Origin of the sequence: Kineobactrum sediminis, from assembly GCF_002868715.1 — a bacterium.
Classification (GTDB): domain Bacteria; phylum Pseudomonadota; class Gammaproteobacteria; order Pseudomonadales; family Halieaceae; genus Kineobactrum; species Kineobactrum sediminis.
Map to the genome: position 1 here is coordinate 321,610 of NZ_PKLZ01000008.1, position 23,193 is coordinate 344,802.

Consider the following 23,193-nt stretch of genomic DNA (forward strand, 5'->3'; position numbering starts at 1 on the left):
GCCGTGGAGCGACTACACAATGCTTAAAATTGACAACCTGCACGCCAGGGTTGAAAGCCAGGCTATTCTCAAAGGTCTCAATCTCAACATCAAGGCCGGGGAAATCCATGCCATCATGGGCCCCAATGGCTCCGGCAAGAGCACCCTCGGGCATGTGCTTGCAGGGCGGCCGGGTTACACCGTGAGCGCCGGCTCGGTGACATTCCAGGGACAGGATTTGCTGGCACTGGAAACCGAGGAACGGGCCCACCTGGGTGTCTTCCTGTCGTTCCAGTACCCGGTTGAAATTCCGGGTGTGAGCAATATGGAATTTCTCAAGGCCTCGGTGGATTCCATTCGCGAACGGCGTGGGGAACCCGCAATCGACAGCGTCAGCTTCATGAAACAGGCCCGCGAGGCCTGCAAAAATGTGGATCTGGACATCTCTTTTCTGAAGCGCGGCGTTAACGAAGGCTTTTCGGGTGGAGAGAAAAAGCGTAACGAACTGATGCAGATGATGCTGCTACAACCAAAACTTGCCATTATGGACGAGACCGACAGCGGTCTCGATATTGATGCCTTGCAAGTAGTTGCAAACGGCATCAATGCGATGCGCAGCCCCGACCGCAGCTTTATTCTGGTCACCCACTACCAGCGTCTGCTGAGCTTTATTGAACCGGATTTTGTACACGTACTCTCTGGTGGCCGGATCGTAAAATCCGGTGACAAGTCCCTTGCTCTGGAACTGGAAGAGCGTGGTTATGGCTGGCTGGAGGACGTCGCCTGATGGCGGATTTCATGCAGCAAGCAGTAAGCGCAGCAGCCGCTACCGCCCCCGACTGGTTGCGGGACATACAGTCTCGCGGGCGCGCTGCCTGGCAGCAGACGCCGATGCCAACGCGCAAGACCGAGGCCTGGAAATACACCAGCCTGGAGGCGTTGAAGCAGCCTTTTGCCCCCGGTAGCCGCAACGTCACAGCGACCGATGTCTCAGATATCCGCTTCCCCGCCCTCGGTGGCCCGACGCTGGTATTTGCCGACGGCCAGTTCCGGGCAGACCTGTCCAGCCTCGAGCTGCCCGCGGGAATCAGCCTGGTTCGCTTTGAAGATGCGAGCGCCGAACAGGCCGCATTAATCAGTGCGCAGCTGGGTACCGCGGTACTACCGCATCGCCATGTGTTCGCGGCATTGAATGACGCAACCCTCGCAGATGGCGTTTTTCTGCAAGTCGATGCCGGTATCACCGTAGAGGCCCCAATCCAGATTGTCTGGCTCACCAGCGGCCAGTCGGGGGCTATCAGCATGAACCAGAGACTATTGGTGTCACTGCAAGCCAACAGTCAGGCCACAGTGGTTGAAACCTTCGCCAACGCCACTACCGGCGGCACCCCTTTTACCAACGGCATTACCGAATTGCTGGTGGGTCGCGGCGCACGCCTGAACCATTATCGTCTTCACCTCGAACAGGGCAATGCTGTGCACATAGGTGGCGTTCACGCGCGTCTTGACCAGGACAGCCTGCTTAACGGTTTCCATATCGCCCTGGGCAGTGCCCTCAAGCGAATCGACGTGGTAGTGGATCACCAGGGTAGTGGCGGACACTGTGAACTGGATGGTATCTACTTACCACGGGACCGCGAAATCGTCGACTACCACACGTGCATTGAGCACAGTGTGCCACACTGCAGCAGCCGGGAGCGCTTCCGCGGCATCATTGCAGACGAAGCTACCGCGATATTCAACGGCCGGATTCATATTCATCCCCAGGCCCAGAAAACCCGTGCGGAACTCAGTAACAAGAACCTGCTCACCAGCAACAAGGCTGAGGTGAATACCAAGCCGGAGCTGGAAATCTACGCAGATGATGTGCAGTGCGCCCACGGAGCCACTGTCGCCCAGCTGGACCCTTCCACGCTTTACTATTTGCGGACTCGCGGGATATCAAAGGAGGAAGCAGAAGTCATGCTCAGCTACGGTTTTATCAACGAGCTGGTGGAAGCGATTGCGGAGCCCGGCTTGCAGGATTATCTCAAGCCGCTCCTGGCCAGGCGCTTCAGTCGCGATTCCCGGCTAACGAGGCATTTGCTGTGAGTACGCCAGCGCGCATCAGCGCCGCGGGCTTTGACCCAGAGCGTATTCGCCGGGACTTCCCCATTCTGCAACAGGAAGTGAACGGGCATCCCCTGGTCTATCTGGATAATGCCGCAACCACCCAGAAACCGGAACAGGTCATTGACGCTATCAGCCACTACTACCGGCACGATAACGCCAACGTTCACAGGGGTGCACATACCCTCAGTGACCGCTCGACTCTTGCCTTTGAACAGGCGAGGGAAACCACTGCGCGGTATATCAACAGTCCCAAATCGTCCCAGGTGATCTGGGTCCGTGGCGCCACCGAGGCCATCAACGTGGTCGCCAACAGCTGGGGGCGCAGCCAGTTGAAGCCGGGGGACCGCATACTGGTCTCCTGGCTGGAACATCACTCCAACATCGTTCCCTGGCAATTGATAGCGGCTGCTACCGGCGCCGAAGTGGTCCCGGTGCCGGTGAGCGGCGCCGGTGAAATAGACCTGGCGGCGCTGGCGGAACTGCTCGATGAGAGAGTAAAGCTGGTTGCGATAAACCATGTATCCAATGCGCTGGGAACCATCAATCCGGTAACCGAAATTACCCGTATGGCGCATGCCGCGGGCGCCCGGGTAATGATTGACGGTGCCCAGGCCGTCGCCCACCTGCCGGTTGATGTAGCCGCCATCGGCTGCGATTTCTACGCCTTTTCCGGGCACAAGCTGTTCGGTCCAACAGGAATCGGCGTACTCTGGGGCAAGGAAGACGTGTTAGAGGCAATGCCGCCCTTTCTTGGTGGTGGCGAGATGATCGACACAGTCAGCTTCAGCGGCAGTACCTGGAACACACTGCCGTTCAAATTTGAAGCCGGCACCCCCGATATCGCCGGCGCCATCGGCCTGGCCGCGGCAATCGATTATATCTCGGGCATCGACATGGCCGCTGCTGCCGCCCACGAACTCGACCTCCTGCAGCAGTCGATTGAACTCGGCGCCGGCATTGAAGGTCTCAAGCGTATAGGCAGCCCGGCGCAGTCGGTCGGCATTTACAGTTTTATGATTGACGGTGTTCACCCCTCGGACCTGGGCATGCTCCTTGATCAGCAGGGTATTGCAGTCCGCACCGGCCATCACTGCACCCAGCCGCTGATGAGCCATTACGGCTTGCCGGGTACCGTGCGCGCCTCCTATTCCCTGTACAATACCGCCGCTGATGTGGAACAGTTGTTCGCGGGTATTCGCAAGGCAAAACGCCTGTTTGGCTAGAGGATTGATGGAATGAGTGTTGAAACGTTTGACGTAACCACTGACGCCGTGGTGATAAGCCCCGCGGCGGCATCGCACCTGAAGAAACAACTCGAACAGTCCGGCAAGCGGGCCGTGCGGATCAGCGTCCGGGAAAGTGGCTGTACGGGCTTCATGTACGTTATGGATGAAGTTGACCAAAGCGCCACTGGCGACCTGGAAGTCCATCTTGAAAACGGGCTCGATGTATTTATCGACCCGAGCTCCCTGCCGGTGTTGAATGGCACCCGGGTGGATTACGAGAGAGAAGGCGTTAACCGCACCATAAAATTTCACAATCCCAACGTGACCGCGGCCTGCGGTTGCGGCGAAAGTTTCAGTATCAGCTAATCCGGAGTCTTGATGAGCGCCCAGGAACGAACCCTGCTGACCACCCAGCGCGACTGCCCGGGCCGACTGGTACCGGTCGGCGATCCGGTCACTATTCCCGCACACACATTTGTCACTCTCACCCAGTCCCTGGGCGGTAATTACACGGTAATTCATAACGGCAACATGATACGGGTTGATGGCACAGACGCGGATGCCCTCGGCCTGACCGCACAAAAACTCGAGTTTGAGCCGCATGATGACGGCCAGATTCATGAGCAGCAGGTATGGGACGCACTGCGCACAGTATATGACCCCGAAGTACCGGTTGATCTTGTCAACCTGGGCCTGATTTATGCGGTGGAGCTGGACCAGAACGCCGCCCGGGTCTCGATCCGTATGACACTTACCGCACCGGGCTGCGGCATGGGGCCGGTTCTGGTTGGCGATGTGAAATACCGTGTGGAGCAGGTGCCGAATGTGCGCGAAGTGGAAGTGGAACTGGTGTTTGACCCGCCCTGGAGCCGGGATATGATGTCGGAAGAGGCCCAGCTCGAAACGGGTATGTTTTACTAAGGAGCACCCGATCGTGTCGGATACCAACCAGACCCCTTTTGGCCACAGCATCACCAGTGACGATATTGTCGATACCCTCTCGTTCTTTGATGACTGGGAAGATCGCTACAAGTACATCATTGACCTGGGCAAAGAGCTGCCGCCCATGCCCGAATCACTGCATACCGAGGAGCGTAAAATCCGCGGCTGCCAGAGCCAGGTGTGGATCGACACGCAGATGGAACACGGCAGACTTCAACTCGCAGTCGATAGCGACGCGTTTATCGTCAAGGGGCTGCTCGGCATTGTCCTGGCTGCCTATAACAATAAAACGCCGGCAGAGGTGCTGGCGTTTGATATCGACGGTTACTTCGACTCCCTGGATCTGCTGCAGCACCTCTCCCCCACCCGGGGTAACGGGCTCCGCGCCATGGTGGCGCGGATCAGGGACATTGCCGGGGCCGCTGCGAGCTGACGTTCCCCCCATCAACTGATCAGCGCACGACCGGGAATGGATTGCAATAACTGGCGGGTATACTCCTGCCGGGGATTGTTGAACAGGACCTCCCCGGTACCCTGCTCCACTACCTGCCCCTTGTATAGCACCAGGATGCGATCGGCGATATGGCGCACCACGGCGAGGTCATGGGAAACAAACAGCATGGTGAGGCCATACTCGCTTCCCAGCTCCAGCATCAGGTCCAGGATCTGCGCCTGGATGGTGACATCCAGCGCCGACACCGGTTCATCGGCCACTATGAACTCCGGCCGGGTGGCCAGGGCGCGACCGATGGCAATGCGCTGGCGCTGGCCCCCGGAGAACTCATGGGGATACTTGCGTACAAAGGCCCGCGGCAGGCCCACGTCATCCATCAACCTCAGCACACCGTGCTCTACCGTTTTGCGGCTTTCAATCCCGTGCAGCAGAAGCGGCTCGGCAAGGGTATCGTAAACCGACATCCGGGGATTGAGTGACGCATAGGGATCCTGGAAAATCATCTGCATCCGTCGACGCATCTGCTTGAGCCCGACGCCCTGCAGCTGGGTGACATCAACGCCATCAAATAATACCTCGCCACTGGTAATGGGCAACAGCCGCAATAACGAGCGACCAATCGTTGACTTGCCGCTACCGGACTCGCCCACCAACCCCAGGATTTCACCGCGCTGGATAGTGAAGCTGACGTTGTCAACGGCTCGCAGGGGTTCCTTGCCCTTACCCTGCCCGAACCAGGTGCACAGGTTGCTGACGGTAATGAGGTCTTCGCGCTGTTCGGCAGTAACAGCCTTGCTGCCGGCAGGAATAGCGTCCAGCAGTTTGCGGGTATAGGGGTGTTCGGCGTGGTCAAAGATAGCAGCACGGTCGCCGCGCTCGACCACCAGCCCCTGCTGCATCACCACGATTTCGTCGGCGATATCCGCCACCACGGACAAATCGTGGCTAATGAAGATCACACCGATATTGCGCTTGCGTTGCAAGTCGGCAATCAACGCCAGAATCTGGGCCTGAATGGTGACATCGAGAGCGGTGGTGGGTTCGTCGGCAATCAACAGTTTGGGCTCGTTAATCAGGGCCATGGCAATCATCACTCGTTGCCGCATACCACCGGAAAACTGATGTGGATACTGGTCAATAGTCGCATGGGGATCGCGCAGGCCCACTTCCGTAAGCAATTCCAGGGCGCGCTCACGCGCTGCCGACTTGCTGACCTTGTGGTGATAGACCAGCGGCTCAACCAACTGGTCGCCGATAGTCATGTAAGGATTCAGGGACGTCATCGGGTCCTGAAAAATCATCGCGACATCGCGTCCACGAATCCGGCGCAGTTCTGATTCGCTCATCTGCAGCAGGTCGCGACCCTCGAATAATGCGGTACCGCCCTCGATACTCGCCGGCGGTGTAGGCAGCAAACCCAGCAGGCTGTAACAGGCCACTGACTTGCCGGAGCCCGACTCGCCGATAATCGCGGTGATCTTGCCGGATTCAACGTCGAAACTGACCTTGTTCACTGCTGTGGTACGGCCATTGCGAGTCGTGAAGTCAACCTGCAGATCAGTAACACTCAATAGAGGCATGGGCATTCAGTCCCCGGAGCCGCGAACGTCCAGCGCATCGCGCAGACCATCACCAAGAAAATTCAGCGCGAACAGCGTAAGCGTTAGCGCCGCGCCGGGAAATATCAACAGCCAGGGAAACTCCTCCATTGTTTCTGCGCCGTAGGAAATCAGCAGGCCCCAGGAGGTTTGTGGGGGCTGGACCCCAAGGCCGAGGAAGCTGAGGAAAGCCTCCAGTAACATGACACTGGGAATGGTCAGCGTGGTGTAGACAATGATGGGCCCCAGCGCATTCGGCACCAGGTGGCGACGAACGATGGTTGTTGGTGAAAGCCCCAGGGAGATGGCGGCTTCAACGAACTCCTGCTGACGCAGGGACTGCACCTGGCCGCGCATGATACGCGCCATGGTTAACCACTCCACCGCCCCTATTGCCAGAAACAGAAGCAGCAGATTGCGGCCGAATACGACCATCAGCAATACGATAAAAATCATGAACGGCAGTGCATAAAGGATATCCACCAGCCGCATCATTACCGCATCAACGCGGCCACCCACGTAGCCGGCAATGGCACCCCAGGTAACCCCTATCAGCAGTGCCACCGCTGTTGCGGTAAAACCGACAGCCAATGATATGCGCCCGCCATACATTATCTGGGTCAGCAGGTCGCGACCAAAGATATCGGTACCAAACCAGTGAGCTGCCGAGGGCGGCGTAGGACCGAGATCCAGGTTTTGGGCATCATAGGCATAAGGGGCAAGCCAGGGCGTGAGCAGTGCGATTACACTGAACAGGACCAGTACCCAGAGGCCGAACAGTGCCAGCCGGTTCTTGCGCAGTCGCGCCCAGGCGTCGGTCCACAGTGACGTGCCCTGTTCCGCAGCGCTAATGCTGTCTACTACCACCGTATTCACTCAGGCCTCTCCAAACTGAGCACGCAGGCGGGGGTTCAACCAGGCGGCGAGTACATCGGACAACAGGTTAAACAGCACAATCAGGGTCGATAAAAACACGGTCGTACCAAGTATCATGGTGTAGTCCCGATTAAAGGCGGCCTGCACATAAAAGCGACCGAGGCCCGGGATCTGGAAAATGGTTTCCACTACGAAAGAACCGGCCAGCAAGCCGGCAAAGGCCGGCCCCAGAAAAGCCACCACCGGTATCAGGCCGCCACGCAGGGCGTGACGGGTGACTACCTGCCACTCGGGCAAGCCCTTGGCGCGGGCTGTACGAATATAGTCCTGGGACATTATCTCCAGCATACCCGCTCGACTCAGCCGGGCAATATAGGCAGCATAGGCAGCGCCCAGAGTGATACTCGGCAGAATCTTGTCGCCCGGCATATCGCCCCAACCCGCAACCGGTAGCCACTCCAGGTGAATCCCGAATAACAGTACCAGCAATGGACCCAGCAAAAACGTGGGCATGCAGATACCGATCATCGCCAACGACATGGGAATGTAGTCCTGGGCGGTGTTCGGTTTCAGTGAGGCTATCACGCCTGCCATTCCACCGAAGAAAATAGCCACCAGCAGGGCATAGGCACCCAGTTCAGCGGTGGCCGGCAGGCCCGCCGCAATCAGCTCGTTAACACTGCGCCCGGGGTACTTGAAAGAGGGACCCAACTCCCCTTGCGCCAGATCCGCTAGATAAGCGAGATATTGCTGGGCCAGTGGAAGATCCAGCCGATATTGCGCTTCCAGTGCGGCCTTCACCTCGGGAATAACGGCCTTTTCACTATCGAAAGGACCGCCGGGAGCAGCCCGGACCAGAAAGAACGTCACTGTAATCACCGCCAGGATAACGGGTATCGCCTGCAGCAATCGCCAACCTACAAAACGCCACATGGCTTATTGCACCCCGTTCCCTGGCAGCGGCTCGGCTTCCAGAGTGACATATTTCAGATTGATAAAATCCATCAGGTTTGGCGGCAGGCCATGAACACTAGGGTGTACCAGGTGTTTGCTGGCGTACGTATATACCGGCAGGATGGGCATCTGTGTCATCAACCGCGTTTCGGCTTCCCGGAAAATCGCAAAGCGCTCTTCGCGGGTAAGGGCCTGGGGTGCCTCGCGCAGGATAAGCTCGTCGTATACCGGGTCAGAAAAGCCGGTATTGTTGTTACCCCCATCGGTGATGTACATGTCGAGGAAATTATTCGGATCCACGTAATCGCCGATCCAGCCGCGACGGGCAATCTGGAAATCCATCTGCGATACCGAATCCAGGTATACCTTCCACTCCTGGTTGGATAACGTCACTGTGATATTCAGGACATCCTTCCACATCTGTTGCACAGCGACGGCCACCTTGCGATGGCTTTCACTGGTGTTGTACATCAGTTCAACAGTGGGCCAGCCTTCGCCATTCGGGAAGCCGGCTTCAGTCAATAGCTGCCTTGCCTTACCAGGGTCATAACTGAACAGCTGCGGAGGCTGATAACCCAGTGTGCCGGGCGGCGTGATAGACCAGGCAGGATCATTACTGCCATACAACACGGATTCGGTAAGTGCCTCACGGTCGATCGCCATCGACAACGCGAGACGCACACGCACATCATCCATCGGTGCACGTTTGGTATTGAGAAGGTAAAAATATGTGCCCAGGTAGGGGGCTTCAACAAACGGGCTGTCAACCTGCGCGCGGTAACCGGGAATCTTGTCCAGCGGCACATCCGCGGTGTAATGCAGCTGGTTCACCCGGAACATGCGTTCCTCGCTGACAATATTCTCGGTAGGGTAAAACACCACGCCATTGAGCTTAACGGTATCCGCATCCCAGTAATGCGGGTTTTTCTCAACCACAATACGCCGGTTCAGCTTCCATTCTTTCAGCTGGAACGGACCATTGGTGACGATATTCCCCACACGGGTCCACTGGGTGAAGCGATCTGTCGCCTTGCCGTATTTTTCGATGGTGGCGCGCGGCACGGCAAAACTACTGTAATGATCCATTAATTGCAGAAAGTACGGCGTGGGTTCGGTCAGGGTTACTTCAAGGGTCAGGTCATCCAGTGCTCGCACACCAAGCGCTTCAGGGTCGGTGATCTGGCCGGTAGCATAGGCTTCCGCATTCGCTACCGGATACAACATATAGGCATACTGGTTACCCATCGCCGGATCCAGCGCGCGGCGCCAGGACCAGACAAAATCATCGGCTGTTACCGGATCCCCGTTTGACCAGCGGCCTTCGGGTTGCAGGTAAAATGTTATAACCCGGCGGTCTTCACTGAATTCCCAGCGCGCGGCGGCGCCCGGCTCGGGCTCCAGCGTCCAGGGGTTCTTCCGGGTAAGACCCTCGTAAAGGGCATCAATCAGTTTACTCTCGGGCACACCGGTAACTACGTGAGGGTCGAGCCCCTGGGGTTCGGATCCGTTACCAAAATGAAGAATGCCATCGCGGTTACCCTGGGCAACATTCGATTCACCGGGAGAACACGCCGCGAGCGCGGAAAGCGCCACGAACACAATAAATAGTCTGGAAATAAAGGCTGGCATACAGCGAAAATACCCGGTTTTATCAAAGAGTGCCACTAAAACCAATCAGCGATCAAAAACCGCCCTTGCCTTCGCGAACCTGTTTGTAAAATGACTTATCCAATGGCTCGTAGCGAGAGGAGCCGGGCTTCATTACACACAGTTGATCAGCAACCTGCTGCGGGTCATAGCCCTGTTTTCGCAGCTCTCCCTTGAGCATCTTGAACGTGCCCGTGGTGTCAATCTCGCGCTGTATACGCAGAAATACCGGCCGGGCATAAGAAGGTAACTCACGGCATACGTGAGCGGAAAAGTCATCGAGATCCAGTTTTTCCACACCTTCCGCCAGGCGCAGGGCCGCCATACCCGCGCGGCCGTCGGCACCCGGTATTTCCACACCATACACATTACTGACCGCGACCTGTGGATGCGCATTAATGATTTCCCCCACTTCATTGGTCGATACGTTTTCGCCCTTCCAGCGAAAGGTATCGCCGATCCTGTCAACAAACTGGTAGTGCTTGAGGCCAAAACTGAAGCCGACGTCAACGGTGCGCATAAGGTCACCGCTGTTGAACCAGCTATCCCCGGCTTCAAATACATCGCGCAGTATCTTGCTGCTGGTGGCCTCGGCGCTGGTATAGCCTTCAAATGCCGTCTCGCGCGTGATTTTGCCCAGAAGCAGACCCGGCTCACCATTGGCAACCCGAACACAGTGTCCGGCGGCATCACGCACAATCTCATCCCGATCGACATCGTAACGAACCAGGGCCGTGGTCAACCCCGACATGCCGACCGTACAGTCCTTGTTAAGCAGGTTAAAGAACCCCACATTACCCTCGCTGGAGCCGTAGAATTCCGCTACCCGAGGAACTCCAAAGCGGCGCTTGAATTCGTGCCAGATATCCGGTCGCAGCCCGTTACCCACCACGGCACGCAACGGATTATCGGCATCGTTGGGCTGGCTGGGCGTGTGCAGCAAATAGCGGCAGAGCTCACCGATATAGACAAAACAGGTAGTACGGTGCTCGCGAACCTCGGGCAAGAAATTGCTGGCGGAAAATTTGCGCCGGATAAACATGCTGGCGCCCGCCATAAATGCCGCCCCCGCTCCCACCATGAGGCCGGTACCGTGGTACAGCGGCAGGCACAGATACAAACGGTCGTTCTCGGTGCACTTGAGCCCACCAACGCGCACCACATCGGCGGTAGTCAGATAGCGGCGATTGGACAGGAGAGCGGCCTTGGGCAAGCCGGTGGTACCAGAGGTGAAAATATGAAATGCGGTATCAGAGATGGTAACGGCAGCGGTTTCAACCGGATTCTGACTACTTGCGTTTACTGCCAGTGCCGCCATGTCGTGTGCCCAATCCGGTGCATCCACGGTACCGAGGTCGGGCACAAACAGATAATCCTTTCCTGTCTGCAGCGCAAGCTCATCATGCACGCCGGCTACCGCCTCAATGTGCTCCTCGCCAAAAACGAACTTGCGGGCAGCCGAAATGGTCACGCAATGGGCGAGGGCATGACCAGTAAGATTGGTGTTGATCAGGGAGGCGACCACCCCCAGTTTATTCAGTGCCACCACCACAACCAGAAATTCGATACGGTTGTCCATAAGCACACTAACGGCATCGCCCCGGCTCAGGCCCTGGGCCTTGAATACGGCTGCGTAGCGATTGGCCTCAGCGTTAAACTGGCTCCAGTTCAGCGCCTGACCCTCGAACACCAATGCCGAACGCCGGGCAAAACGCTCGGCGTTGCTCTGGACACGTAACCCCAGGGAATCAACCGTGTCCGCGGGGCGCGGCTTCAGCAACTTGCTCGCCGCAAGCAGGGTTGGCAGCTCAGCCAGAGTGGCCAGAACATCTTTCATCGCTATCGGGCTCCTTGAATTATCTATGTCGCCGCGGCTGCATCACTTGCTTCCATCACTGCCGGAGTGAAACACTGACACCTTGCCGGCAACCTCGTACACTACCGCAATCTGTGGCACTTGGCACCTGTTACCGGCCCACGAATCAACGAGATAATCATGAGCAACTACCAGAAACTTCACCAGCATTTTGCCCGCATAAATGACTTACACCACGTCCAGGCCGTAGCCGGGTGGGACGAAGCGGCCATGATGCCCGCCGGCGGCGGTGAAGCACGCGGTCAGGCACTGGCGACACTCGACGTACTCATACACGGCATGGTGACCGAAGCCGGGGTGGCGGACTGGATGGCGGGCGCCGCGCAGGAGCAACTTGAGCCCTGGCAGCAGGCCAACTTGCGGGAGATTGCACGACTCTATCGCGATGCCACCTGTATGCCTGCCGACCTGGTCGAACAGCAAACCCTCGCAACCTCCCGGTCGGAACAGGCCTGGCGCCGGTTTCGTGCAGAGAATAACTGGCAGGAGATGGCGCCGCTGCTCACCGAAGTCGTGAACCTGTCGCGGCAGGAAGCGTCGGTGCGTGCGGATGCCAGCGGCCTCTCCCGCTACGACGCTTTACTGGACACTTATGAACCAGACATGACCAGCGCGCGCCTGGACCCGATGTTTGCCGAGCTCAAGTCTTTTCTGCCTGGTCTGCTGGATGAAATTCTAACAGAGCAGGAAGCCCGGCCGCTGGTGGTCCCCGGCGGCCACTTCCCGATCGAGAGTCAGCGGCTGTTTGGGCTGGAGGTTATGCAGACCATGGGCTTTGATTTCAACCATGGGCGTCTTGACATCAGCCATCACCCGTTCTGTGGCGGCGTGCCCTCGGATGTGCGCATTACCACCCGCTACGAGGCCAACAACTTCGTGCCCGCGCTCATGGGGGTTATCCACGAAACCGGTCACGCCCTCTACGAACAGGGATTGCCCGCGGACTGGCGTGACCAGCCCGTGGGCCAGGCACTGAGTTCGGGAATGCACGAAAGCCAGTCCCTGCTAATGGAAATGCAGGCCTGCCGCACCCGGGAATTCCTTCACTACCTGACCCCGAAAATCCGGCAGGCCTTTGCCGGCGAAGATGCAGCCGGACCGGCGTCGAGTGAAGACAACCTGCACCAGCTTTATACCCGGGTCAATCGCGGGTATATCCGCGTGGATGCCGACGAGGTCACCTATCCACTGCACGTAATACTGCGCTATGAACTGGAGCGGGACCTGATTGAGGGCCGTATGGAAGTCAGGCACATACCCGATGCCTGGCACGAACGTATGCAACGTTATCTGGGACTGTCCACCGAGGGCAACTACAGGGATGGCTGCCTGCAGGATGTACATTGGCCGGCGGGACTGTTTGGCTATTTCCCCACCTATACCCTGGGTGCGGTCACTGCGGCACAATTATTCGCCGCCGCAAGAGAGCAAATCCCGGGGCTGATGAGCCAGATCGCCAGTGGGGACTTCAGCACCCTGGTGGCCTGGCTGCGCACGCATGTACACCAGCAAGGTAAATTCCTGGGCTTTGATGCGCTGCTTCAGGAAGCTACCGGCAGCGCCCTGGATGTCAGCCATTTTCGCAATCATCTGCGCGGCCGCTACCTCGACGGTGCAGCTTAACGGCACCGGCAAGAGAGAGACTTTTCTGTAACAGTGGATCAGGCGGTAACAGCCGCCGCGTCCTGCTCTATCGCGTAGAACAGGCAATCACTGCGGGCGATCGCGGCATTGGTGGTAATCATGAACAGCTTGAGGGGAGCGGCCGGAAAAAGGCGGCCCTCTTCCACCCGCAGCAGACGACTGACCGCGCAGCGGCCACTCGCATCCTGGGCCCGAAAGAGTGTATGCAGTTCGTCGTTGACCCACCCCAGCGGCACCTCCGGCTGTACCACACCGAAATTCAGATGCTCGATATCAGGCCGCAGGACCACGGGAAACGTCGGCTCCGGGTATTCTGAATAGGCCAGGCCAATCCCGGGGTTGAGCTCAAGGCGAATAGGGTTACGCAACAGCTCCACCCCCCAGTCCGCCTCATCCCCCGCCAGTACCCGCGGTCTCTGCAGGTACTCACAGAGCCCTGTCCATGCCAGTTCATGGGCGCATTCATCCAGGCGTCCACCCACCTCCACCGTCACTGTGGGATAATTGTGTTCGCTGATCTCCATCAGTGCGCCGAGATTGAGCCGGGTCACAATCATCCGCCGGGTGAACAGCGACACCAAAGCGTCGTGCTGCCGATCCATGTGGGTACAGACACCGAATGCGGGGCCGCTGCCGGAGGTATTGTGCATATCCACCACGGCCTCGGGATGATACAGGCGCAGGATTTCCAGAATCTCCCGGGCCAGGCGCCCCTGGTCGCCCTCGAAGGGCGGCCGAAAACAGCGGTTGAGGTCCCGGGACCCCGGCAACATTCGCTGGCTGAAACACGGTGATGCCAGGGCCGCCTCCACCGAGGCGACAATGCACACCGTATTGGCCGCCGCTTGACGATCGGATTTCAACCAGCGAAACAGGGCCATTGCACCGGATGGCTCGTTGCCGTGCAGCAGGGTGACGAAAGCGCGGGTACGGCTGCTGTCCATGCCATCCAGAAAGATACAGGTGGGGCCGCCGAGATAGCGCAGGAAGGATTCCACACTGGTTCCGATCTCGGTTGCGGAAGGATTGCGGAGAAAGCGGAGGTACTTCATAAAGGCCACTCTGCCACCGGATTGTTGCCGGCACTGAGCTTTAGGTAGGCGTCCAGCATTGCCTGCAAGTCAGCCCTACCCGGTCGGCTGTCAGCCCCGGTGCGTGCCAGCCGAGCCAACTGCCAGCGCGCGCCGGTCTGGCCGTTTTCCAGACGCCGTTCGATAATACCCAGATAACGGGAGACCGACACTTCGTCAATACCAATTGCGATGAGTCCGCGCCGCGCCACCGGTAGCATGTCCGCAACAATGGCTGCCGCGGTCTGTTCCTCGCAGGCACACTGCCTGTCCCGGGGCCAGACCAGGCGGGACTCGAGACCGAACTGGGCGGCCCGGTAAAAATTGTATTCGGCGAAATTGAAGGGCAGTGCCGGCAGCCAGGTATTGATGGTCGGCCGCAGCCCTTCCGCCATGCCAATCAGAAAAGCCGCATTGGCGACCATGTCCGCGGCAGTGGGTCCCGCCGGCAGTGCGCGCATTTCGATCCGAAGATGTCCGCCGCAGGAGGCATCATAGACCGGCCGGTTCCAGAGCCAGACGGTACTCTGGTGCAATTGCAGCTCAGGAAGCTGCGGCGGCTGCGCGCTAACATCGCCACCCGCGAGTTCTTCGGCACACACCGGTAATAGCGGCTGGTAAAGTCGCACCGCCTCTACAAACAGTTCCAATGCTTCGCGCCGCGCCCAGCCCTGGCCAAAATTAACCCGCGCCGGTTCATGCCAGTTGTAGCGGTCGAGCAGACGGGTATCGATCGATTGCTTGAACAGGGGAATCCGCGTCTCCTGCCACAGGCTATGGCCAAATAACGTCGGGGAATTTCCCGCGATTGCCACCGCCAGCGGGGTGACCGCCTGGATGGCATTGAAGGTATCGGCAAAATGTTGCGGGGCTACCCGATAATGCACCTGAAATGAGGTATTAGCCCCTTCCAGGGTAATGTCATCCATTTCCAGTTGCAGCGGATGTTTGCCATTGAGGTTGATTTTGAACTGGCGGCCCCGGCGGGCGATAAGCTGTTCCACCAGCGCCGCGAACCGTCGCTTGTCGGTCAAGCACGCGCGGCCGAAATCCTCCAGCTGCAGAGTCGGCAGTATGCCGATGGGCACGATCCGGGCATCGCGCTCCGCTGCGAGGCGGCGCAACCCATCCAGTTTGCCCAGAATTTCCTGCTCCAGGACCGATAGCGGGTCGCCAGCGATGGGCACCGGGGTCAGGTTGTATTCCAGGTTATAGCGATTAAGCTCCAGGGTGAGCTGCGGGTCTCCCGCCGCCGCCTGCAGCTCGGTGTTGAGCAGTGCCGGGCGCCCCTGCCGATCCACGATATACAACTCCAGCTCGGCCCCCAGGGAGCCTGCACCCTCGCCAAACCCGGGTATGGCAAGCGTTTGCCGCAGCCGCTCGAGGTTGCGCTCCAGGCGCTCACCAAACCGGCGATAGTCGCCGGAGGTGAACTGAGTGTGGTGAATGTCCAGGCCCATCAGGTGTTTATATCACAGATATTCATCGGAGCAGGAACAGTCTTCACGTGGCCCGGAGATCGCGGCTCCCTATGGGCACGGGAGCGGCTGTAGCCTCGGCGCCAGCTGTTGTCAGCGTCACTGGAAATTTTGCTATACTCGCGCCCACGCCGGTGTAGCTCAGTTGGTAGAGCAGCGCATTCGTAATGCGAAGGTCGTAGGTTCGACTCCTATCTCCGGCATAAACAACAACAGGGTCGAAAGATCCGATCTGGACCGTCTTATATCGCGCTACGCTACAGGTTTGGTAGTAGCCGCACTCCAGGCAGCCAGCACCAGGATAATCACACCGAGGGTAACGTCATTCCAGATTGCCCGGCCTCCTCCAAGAGTCGTGTAACTGAGGATGAAAGGGGCAAGGACAAGCCATATCCCCAAAACAAAGTTTATCCAGCTCAGCGGCGCGAAATGATAAGGCCTGGCAGCGCGAAACATTGCAAAAACAGCAATCGCAAAACCGACGATTACATCGTTCCATAAAATTGGCTCGAACTGCGAATATCCAAGAGCAAAAGGCGCCAGTATCAGCCACAACCCTGCGAGTACATTAATTCCACTGGTCCAGTGGACTGTTTCTTCGTTAGGGTCGGTCATTTTCAGGACTCCTTCGGGACGGACTGGCCTCAATTTTAAGCTAGCAGTGATTTTGGGATATGCAAATTCACCAGGTTATAAATAACGGCCTGCTCGTACTTACCATGCAAAATAATCCCATTTTCCTTGATCCAGTCCCTCAACAGATTTTCCTAAATCCCTTACCCTGTACCTGATTCACTCCACAGCGATCAGCTGAGGCATATCATGGAAAAATTAAGCTCCCAGGATGCAGGTTTCCTCAAAATAGAAACGCCCGAGTGCCCCTTTCATGTGGCGGGCCTGGTCATACTTGAATTGCCGCCCGGCGCGCCGGACAGCTACCTGAACCACCTTGCCGACAAGTGCAGGCGACTGAACAAGCTGTTCCCCGTATTCAACAAGAAACTGGAGAACCCCGATAATCTGCTGAAGGCTGCATGGATAACGGCAGATGACTATAATCCCGACAGCCATGTACTCCACTACGCGCTGCCCGAAGGCGGACGCATGGCGGACCTGATGCACCTGGTCGCCCGGGCGCACGAGCGCCACCTGGACCGGTCGCGCCCGCTCTGGGAGCTGCATCTTATTGAAGGGCTGCCACGGAATCGTTTCGCACTGTATTGCAAAACACACCATGCACTGGTCGACGGCATTGGCGCCATGCAAATGATCCAGAGCCTGTTCAGTACCGACCCGGAGCAGATAATTGATCTGCGCAAGAGCCATCGGGATTTCAGCAAGCACCGTCACCACCCGTCACTGGTTGCCCAACTCGGAAGCTACGCAAAAGGCATAGTCACTCAATCCAGGGCCCTACCCCAGCTATCCAGACTGCTCGCGCACATGGCTACGGATGCCATCAAGGGCAACCCCGATGCCATGCGACTACCGTTCACTGCGCCGCGTACCGTTTTCAACACCGAGCTCGATTCAAGGCGCACCCTGGCGGTGTGTGATCTGCCGCTGAATACCGTCAGGAGGATCGCCCACCGGAACGGGGGCACCATCAACGATGTATTGCTGGCCATTTGCGGTGGCGCGCTACGGCGTTACCTGCAGGCCCACAGCACGCTTCCCGGCGACTCACTGATAGGCGGCATGCCGGTATCACTTAAAACCGCCCCGGACGAACCGGGTAATCGACTGAGCTACATCCTGAGTCCGTTCTTTACCGATGAAGCCAACGATTTGCGACGCCTGCAACGCGTTATCAAAACAACACGTGCCGCCAAATCCGAAATGGCCAAAGTGTCGACAGCCGCTGCCGAGGATTTCTATGCCTTACTGATGGTTCCCGCCGTACTGCTTACATTAACGGGTAATGCAGGCAGGATTCCCGCTGTTATCAACGCCATTTTTTCCAATGTGCCCGGCGCCAGCAGCGCGCTCTATCTGGAAGGCGCAAAAATGGAGACTTTTTATCCCCTGTCGATCATTACCCATGGCATGGGCCTGAACATCACCGTGGTCAGCCATCAAAGCAAGCTCTGCTTCGGCATCGTGGGCTGCCCTTCGACACAACCGGGAATAGAAAGCCTGTCTGGCCTTATCAAAACCAGTTACCAGGCATTGCGGAAGACAACCTGAACAGCTGTACCGAAGGATTTTTGTCAGCTGAAATCGAAATCGATATCGGTTGGCGTATTTTGCATAAAGGCTGTGTCGGAAGGCTGCGGAGTCTCTGTAACAAGTTCAAACTGGCTGAATGCCGCATTCATCGCAACATGCTTGAGTAAGGTCACAACCCGGCTTTCGCCCTCGCGCACAAGCAGGACCCGCTGCCCCTCGGCAAACCCACTGCGAGGCGTAACGAGCGTTTCTCCGACTGCAGGTTGCGCTGTCGCCGGCAACAGAAAGACACGCACCGGCACCGGTTTTTCCGGCGTATTGCGCTGCACCGAAGCGCCCCAAGGGCTCGCACAGGAACTCAGAAGTTCAATGCCAGCCATCGTAGCCTGATGACGTCGGGGAATGATCCAGCGAATCGTAGCAAGCCTCCATTCCGTTGTTCCTGTAGCGCGGAGGCCGAGAATATGGCCATTACCGATTCTTTCTGGAAACTCCGAGGTCCATTCCAGGCAATAACCTCCAGCGCTGGCATCAATGGCGGTAACACGCTGCAGGGGAAACCCCTCACCTGTCCCGGGTCTCTCCGTCGGCGTTGCCGGACTCTCTTCCGAAAATTCAACGACAGCTTCGGCCGCAGGCTCAGCCACGCCCGTTATTTTGCGATCGAGATCGCGGCCTACCGCAACCGACCAGGCGTCATCGGCATCCGGGTCCAGCAGAAAAAGATTACCGGAGACGGGCTTGCGTGTACCCGCTATTTCACAGTTGCCTTGCAGTAACTCTTCAAATCCACGTTGACCCGCCAGATGAAAGTGGCTATTCCGAAAACCCAGCGCAACTTCAACCGACTGTCGCGTGCGTGTGCGCTCTTCACCACGGAGTCGCTCTGATTCCAATGACTGGATTACATGGTCCAGTAGCGGCACCGGTAGCCGGATACTTTTACCTATCAGGACGTTGGGCAGTTTCGCTTGCCGGGCATCCCGCAGCAATGATTCGAGGTGCCTGCAGAGAGGAGCGGTGTCGATAATCCTGTGGTCTACAAGCGCCGACGAAGGCACGGTTGACGTGTATACCGGAGGCCGCTCGCCGGCAAGATTCACAGCAAACAGACCCGTCGCATTTGTGGCCTGCCTCAGGGTGACGCGCAGGAGCCAGCTATCAAGACTGGCGCAAATCACAACAATATCCTGTTGCCGCAGCTGATTTGGCTGGCAACAGGACAGCAGCACGGGTTTCAGATAAGTCGCTGCTATGGTCGTCGTGGAGGGGGCATCCTCTACAGGCCTATCTTCAAGATGCTGGGTCTCTGCCAGCGCATAGAGTTTATGCAAACCCGACCAGGCCCGTGGGTCCAGCGGCTGATGCAACTGGTGAGCGTGAATGATTTTATGGCCGGCAAAACCGATACTACGCTGCAGGGCCTCAGCTACCAGGTTCGCCGGTAGGGTATCGGTTGCATCAGCAGTTTCCTGCAATGCATGAATTGCCGCCAGTGAATAGGCAGTACTGGCCAGCCCTGACAGCCGGTCCACAAGGTCCGCAAGCTTTTGCTGGGCCGGCGGCAGCACCAACGGTTGGTTGGTAAGCCGCGCGGACAGCAGCGACAAGGCCTGTTGCAATACAGGGCGCAGGCTTTCGAGAACTGCGTAGCGGGGCTGCGAGGGCAGGATCACGCGGTTGAATTCGTCCACGGCCGAGACAAGTTGCCGAGCCAGACCACCAGCATCTCCCATTGGCAGCTCCTGACACCACTGTCGCGCAGCCGATTCGGTGGCACTGAACAGTGAGTAGCGGCTGATATGCTGCTGAGGAATCCTGATTTTCAAGGGCGTATTTCGTGTCATAGCTACCCGGTTTTTCCTGTGAACGCCTGGGCGCCAGAATACCCAACTCTCTCAATAAGTACCACTACGGCAGATTGATAGCGGCATATCCCGAATTGCAATAAGACAGCTCAGCGGCGGGCAAAAAAACGCAGCGCGCGCTGCCAGAGTGATGATCTCGTTTTTGCTGCGGGCATCGGCTTGCGGTGACTTTCCGGTACACCATGTTCCGCGTACCATTGCTCCCACTCGTAGGGTGTCAGTGTTTTTGGTACATAGTCTTCCGCGGTGTGCTCCAGGGCATGAGCACGCAATGACGTATCACTGGATTCGTTTTTGCCCTCATGCTCCTCCAGCAGCTCGCGGATTTTGCGTTGTTGGGACGTTTCCATGGAGCCTCCCTCAAGCGAACGTCGGATTTTCGCTATCCGGCTGCCAGATCCCGCAGGGTTTGGCCACCGAGTTGCTCACGGCCGCCGCGTTCCATCTGTTCCAGCACGGCGTCAACCGGAGCGCCTGCGAGTATCTGGCTCTCAAGTACTGCCTGCTCATTGCCGGGACTGCGTATGAGCTGCAGTAAATCGGCCAGTTCCAGCCCCGCCGGATCCGTTGCCAGTGCATACATCGCGGGTTCGCTGTTTGTTTCCAGTAACAAATGCCTGTCAAGCAATAGCTGGACCACCTCGGCAGTGCGGTCTACCGGAATGTGCAAGACATCGGCCAGGTCGTCCAGCGACAGCGGGCCTTCATCGTGGATAAAGCGATAAGCCACGCGATACATCACCAGTAGCGCCAGTTGCTCACGAAACCGGCCGTTTAATGGCGTGCGCTTGTCGGTCAGGCAGATTCGCTCCGGATGCTGATGGAAAAAAGCCACCTGGGCGCCCAGCAAAAGAATCAGCCAGCTCAGGTACAGCCAGATCATGAACATGATCAGAATCGCAAAACCCGAATAAATAGCCGCATATTTTGTTGAGGAAGAGGCAAACTCGGCGAATAACAATCCGGTACCCTGCCACAGCGCACCGCCGACCAGCGCTCCTACCAGGGCGGAAGAAAACTTCACCCGGGTATTGGGGACAAATATGTAAACAAAGGTAAAGGCGAGCACGATAAGTACCCAGGGGATCAGCTTGGACAGAAAGACCAGTAAGCTGCCAAAAGGCTCTATGCCCATTACCGCTTGTATCACCTCGCTGTTCATCATCGACGCAGTAAGGCCGAGCGCAGAAAAAACCAGCACTGGCCCCACCATGATCACACTCAGGTAATCGCTGAAGCGTCGCGACAGGGGCCGTGCTGATTTTGTGTGCCATACGTAGTTGAAGGACAGTTCTACCTTCTGGATCAGGGATATCACTGTGTAAAGTAATAATACCAGGCCCACAGAGCCGAGCACGCCGACCTTCATGTTTTCCACGAAGCCAAGCACCTTATCCACGATTTCATTGCCCTGCTCACCCAACGGCTGCACGAGATTGAATAGCAACGGTTCCACCTGGTTGTGGACGCCAAAGGCCTTGAGTACTGAAAAACTGACTGCCAGCAACGGTACCATGGACAAGAGAGTCGTATAAACGAGGCTCATGGCTCTGAGTGTCAACTGGCCTGTGGATATTTCCCGGGCCATGACAAATAGAAACCGCAGCAGCTGATAGACGTACTGCCGGGGCGCACTAAGCGTCTCAAGGTCCGCGCGCCATAACCGCCCCAGCACAAATTGCTTTGCGCTGTCGTAAATATCCACTGGGCTTTGCATGATTCAGTGCCCTCTCCTGCCAACCGATATAGCAATGATAACGCATATTAGCGGGCCATCCCGGCTTAAAAATTCCACTTCCCCCTGATAAGGTCATAGGATGCGAGGTGATTTTCCGCTATTGTGCCTGCTGGATTGCCCAAACCACCAGCAAAGGAAAAATATAATGATCGGATATATCACTATCGGCGTTCGCGACATCGCCAAAGCCAAGAGCTTTTATGCGGAGTTATTGGCGGATCTGGGTGCATCTGTCCTCATGGAAATGGATCGTATCGCATTTATCGGCAAGAGTATGGACCAGCCCATGCTGGCCGTTTGCGTACCCTATAACGAAGCGGACCCGCACCCCGGTAATGGCAACATGTTTGCCATTAATGCCGGCAGCAAAGAAAACGTTGATGCGATGTACCAGAAAGCCATTTCCCTGGGCGCCACGTGTGATGGTGAACCCGGCCAGCGCATCCCGGACATGTTCTATGGTGCTTACGTACTGGACGCAGATGGCAATAAAATGGCATTTTACGTGTTCGGCTGAGTAGCCGGCCTGTACTGGCCTTCCACACCGCTGCAGGCGCCTCGCCGGCGGCGGTTTCAATGATACAACTCATCTAATTCCATTGTGCCCGTGGGTCAAATGCAGCTTGCTCCGCCAGGCGCTGCCAAAGATGCGTCACTTCTTCAGACCTGTCCTCAGGCATGACGACCTTCAAAACCGCATAAAGGTCACCCCGCCCAACCTTGCCATGCAATCCCTTTCCCGGTACCCGCAATTTTTGTCCGGACTGGCTGCCGGCCGGCACAGTCAGGCTGATTTTGCCGGTTAACGTGGGCACAGTGATCTTGCTGCCCAGGGCAGCTTCCCAGGGTGCAACAGGCACCGTGACCAGGAGGTTATGACCCTCGACATCAAACAGCGGATGAGGCACCAGGCGTATGTTGAGATACAGATCTCCAGGCGGTGCGCCACCCGTACCCGGCACACCCTGCCCGCGCACCCGGATTCTCTCGCCGTCGCCTACCCCAGCCGGAATGGTGACCTTGAGGGATTTCTGGTGAGGACGCCCCTGGCCACCGGCCTCATCGCCCCGCAACTGGTAGGACACCGGTTTGCTGAAGGTTTCCAGCGTCTCCTCCAGAAACACAGGCAGCTCCATCTCCACATCCTGTCCGGGCCGCCCCCGGGCTCTTCTCTCCCCGGTCGCCTGCCGGAACTGGTTGCCGAAAATACTATTGAAAAAATCAGAGAACTCGCCATTCGACTCGGCAAAGCCGCCTGTGGCGGAGCGCCAGCCTGGTGGCGGTTCATAGCGTTGCCGACTCCCGCCCGCGCGGCGAAGTTCGTCATATTCAGCCCGACGGCCCGGGTCTTTCAGAGCCTCCCACGCTTCCACCACTTCCTTGAATTTCTCTTCGGACTCGGGGCCGGGGTTCATGTCAGGGTGATACTTGCGCGCCAGCTTGCGGTAAGCGGACTTGATATCCTTGAGCTCGGCGTCGGGCTCAATACCCAGTATTTTATAGTAATCCTTAAACTCCATACCCGTGCCCCGCTTTAGTGCTCATGTAGTAATGTAGGCGCG

The 23,193-nt window shown here is 57.6% G+C and carries 21 protein-coding genes and 1 tRNA gene; 10 read left to right on the top strand and 12 right to left on the bottom strand.

Going from position 1 to position 23,193, the window contains the following annotated elements; genetic code table 11:
* Positions 1-19: 19 nt before the first annotated feature.
* From sufC to CWI75_RS11275, 6 genes are read left to right on the top strand one after another with little or no spacing between them, the layout of a single operon-like run.
* On the top strand, positions 20-766 hold the full coding sequence (sufC, locus tag CWI75_RS11250; protein ID WP_101521589.1) for a Fe-S cluster assembly ATPase SufC: 747 nt from the start codon (positions 20-22) through the stop codon (positions 764-766).
* 11 nt (positions 767-777) lie between these two features.
* Complete coding sequence (gene sufD / locus CWI75_RS11255) at positions 778-2,070, top strand: Fe-S cluster assembly protein SufD (RefSeq protein ID WP_338152707.1); 1,293 nt, start codon at positions 778-780, stop codon at positions 2,068-2,070.
* The gene (locus CWI75_RS11260) at positions 2,067-3,314 is read left to right on the top strand and encodes an aminotransferase class V-fold PLP-dependent enzyme (protein WP_101521591.1); all 1,248 of its coding nucleotides are present in this window, start codon (positions 2,067-2,069) and stop codon (positions 3,312-3,314) included. The genes sufD and CWI75_RS11260 overlap by 4 nt, the downstream gene beginning before the upstream one ends.
* 12 nt (positions 3,315-3,326) lie before the next feature.
* Positions 3,327-3,683 (top strand): HesB/IscA family protein, encoded by a 357-nt coding sequence (locus CWI75_RS11265; RefSeq protein ID WP_101521592.1) that lies wholly within the window; start codon positions 3,327-3,329, stop codon positions 3,681-3,683.
* Positions 3,684-3,695: 12 nt separating this feature from the next.
* Entirely contained in the window at positions 3,696-4,238 is a 543-nt protein-coding gene (sufT, locus tag CWI75_RS11270) for a putative Fe-S cluster assembly protein SufT (protein ID WP_101521593.1), read from the top strand.
* Between the two features lie 13 nt (positions 4,239-4,251).
* On the top strand, positions 4,252-4,692 hold the full coding sequence (locus CWI75_RS11275; RefSeq protein ID WP_101521594.1) for a SufE family protein: 441 nt from the start codon (positions 4,252-4,254) through the stop codon (positions 4,690-4,692).
* Positions 4,693-4,703: 11 nt separating this feature from the next.
* Here the strand turns inward: CWI75_RS11275 and CWI75_RS11280 are convergent, their stop codons facing one another.
* From CWI75_RS11280 to CWI75_RS11300, 5 genes are read right to left on the bottom strand one after another with little or no spacing between them, the layout of a single operon-like run.
* The gene (locus tag CWI75_RS11280; protein ID WP_101521805.1) at positions 4,704-6,293 is read right to left on the bottom strand and encodes an ABC transporter ATP-binding protein; all 1,590 of its coding nucleotides are present in this window, start codon (positions 6,291-6,293) and stop codon (positions 4,704-4,706) included.
* A gap of 6 nt (positions 6,294-6,299) precedes the next feature.
* On the bottom strand, positions 6,300-7,187 hold the full coding sequence (locus CWI75_RS11285) for an ABC transporter permease (RefSeq protein ID WP_101521595.1): 888 nt from the start codon (positions 7,185-7,187) through the stop codon (positions 6,300-6,302).
* Complete coding sequence (locus CWI75_RS11290; RefSeq protein WP_101521596.1) at positions 7,188-8,120, bottom strand: ABC transporter permease; 933 nt, start codon at positions 8,118-8,120, stop codon at positions 7,188-7,190. It abuts the gene before it with no gap.
* Positions 8,121-8,123: 3 nt separating this feature from the next.
* Positions 8,124-9,770, bottom strand: coding sequence for a peptide ABC transporter substrate-binding protein (locus CWI75_RS11295; RefSeq protein WP_101521806.1), 1,647 nt, complete (start codon positions 9,768-9,770; stop codon positions 8,124-8,126).
* Between the two features lie 52 nt (positions 9,771-9,822).
* A complete protein-coding gene (locus tag CWI75_RS11300; protein ID WP_101521597.1) occupies positions 9,823-11,625 on the bottom strand; it encodes a long-chain-acyl-CoA synthetase in 1,803 nt (600 codons plus the stop codon).
* 159 nt (positions 11,626-11,784) lie between these two features.
* Between CWI75_RS11300 and CWI75_RS11305 the strand changes: the two genes are divergently transcribed.
* Positions 11,785-13,287 carry a carboxypeptidase M32 gene (locus CWI75_RS11305; protein WP_101521598.1) on the top strand — a complete coding sequence of 501 codons (1,503 nt, stop codon included), beginning with the start codon at positions 11,785-11,787 and terminating at the stop codon, positions 13,285-13,287.
* Between the two features lie 38 nt (positions 13,288-13,325).
* On the opposite strand, the gene CWI75_RS11310 is transcribed toward CWI75_RS11305, so the two are convergent.
* Positions 13,326-14,360 (bottom strand): M14 family metallopeptidase, encoded by a 1,035-nt coding sequence (locus CWI75_RS11310; protein WP_101521599.1) that lies wholly within the window; start codon positions 14,358-14,360, stop codon positions 13,326-13,328.
* Positions 14,357-15,838, bottom strand: a complete 1,482-nt coding sequence (locus tag CWI75_RS11315; protein ID WP_101521600.1) for a glutamate-cysteine ligase family protein — start codon at positions 15,836-15,838, stop codon at positions 14,357-14,359. The genes CWI75_RS11310 and CWI75_RS11315 overlap by 4 nt, the downstream gene beginning before the upstream one ends.
* Positions 15,839-15,986: 148 nt before the next feature.
* Here CWI75_RS11315 and CWI75_RS11320 point away from each other — a divergent pair.
* Positions 15,987-16,059, top strand: a tRNA-Thr gene (locus tag CWI75_RS11320).
* Between the two features lie 49 nt (positions 16,060-16,108).
* Here CWI75_RS11320 and CWI75_RS11325 read toward each other — a convergent pair.
* Positions 16,109-16,471: an SPW repeat protein gene (locus tag CWI75_RS11325; RefSeq protein ID WP_101521601.1), complete on the bottom strand. Its 363-nt coding sequence runs from the start codon at positions 16,469-16,471 to the stop codon at positions 16,109-16,111.
* Positions 16,472-16,678: 207 nt separating this feature from the next.
* Here CWI75_RS11325 and CWI75_RS11330 point away from each other — a divergent pair, with 207 nt between their 5' ends.
* Complete coding sequence (locus tag CWI75_RS11330; RefSeq protein ID WP_101521602.1) at positions 16,679-18,043, top strand: wax ester/triacylglycerol synthase family O-acyltransferase; 1,365 nt, start codon at positions 16,679-16,681, stop codon at positions 18,041-18,043.
* 23 nt (positions 18,044-18,066) lie between these two features.
* Here CWI75_RS11330 and CWI75_RS11335 read toward each other — a convergent pair whose 3' ends face one another.
* The 3 genes from CWI75_RS11335 to CWI75_RS11345 all read right to left on the bottom strand — a co-directional run bounded on the left by CWI75_RS11335 (position 18,067) and on the right by CWI75_RS11345 (position 21,610).
* A complete protein-coding gene (locus CWI75_RS11335; protein ID WP_146003583.1) occupies positions 18,067-19,872 on the bottom strand; it encodes a hypothetical protein in 1,806 nt (601 codons plus the stop codon).
* Positions 19,873-19,982: 110 nt separating this feature from the next.
* Positions 19,983-20,243, bottom strand: a complete 261-nt coding sequence (locus CWI75_RS11340; RefSeq protein ID WP_101521604.1) for a hypothetical protein — start codon at positions 20,241-20,243, stop codon at positions 19,983-19,985.
* Between the two features lie 32 nt (positions 20,244-20,275).
* Positions 20,276-21,610 (bottom strand): YihY/virulence factor BrkB family protein, encoded by a 1,335-nt coding sequence (locus tag CWI75_RS11345; RefSeq protein WP_101521605.1) that lies wholly within the window; start codon positions 21,608-21,610, stop codon positions 20,276-20,278.
* A gap of 166 nt (positions 21,611-21,776) precedes the next feature.
* On the opposite strand from CWI75_RS11345, the gene CWI75_RS11350 reads away from it, so the two are divergent.
* Positions 21,777-22,148 carry a VOC family protein gene (locus CWI75_RS11350; protein ID WP_101521606.1) on the top strand — a complete coding sequence of 124 codons (372 nt, stop codon included), beginning with the start codon at positions 21,777-21,779 and terminating at the stop codon, positions 22,146-22,148.
* Between the two features lie 73 nt (positions 22,149-22,221).
* Here the strand turns inward: CWI75_RS11350 and CWI75_RS11355 are convergent, their stop codons facing one another.
* Positions 22,222-23,151 (bottom strand): DnaJ C-terminal domain-containing protein, encoded by a 930-nt coding sequence (locus CWI75_RS11355; protein WP_101521607.1) that lies wholly within the window; start codon positions 23,149-23,151, stop codon positions 22,222-22,224.
* Positions 23,152-23,193 lie beyond the last annotated feature (42 nt).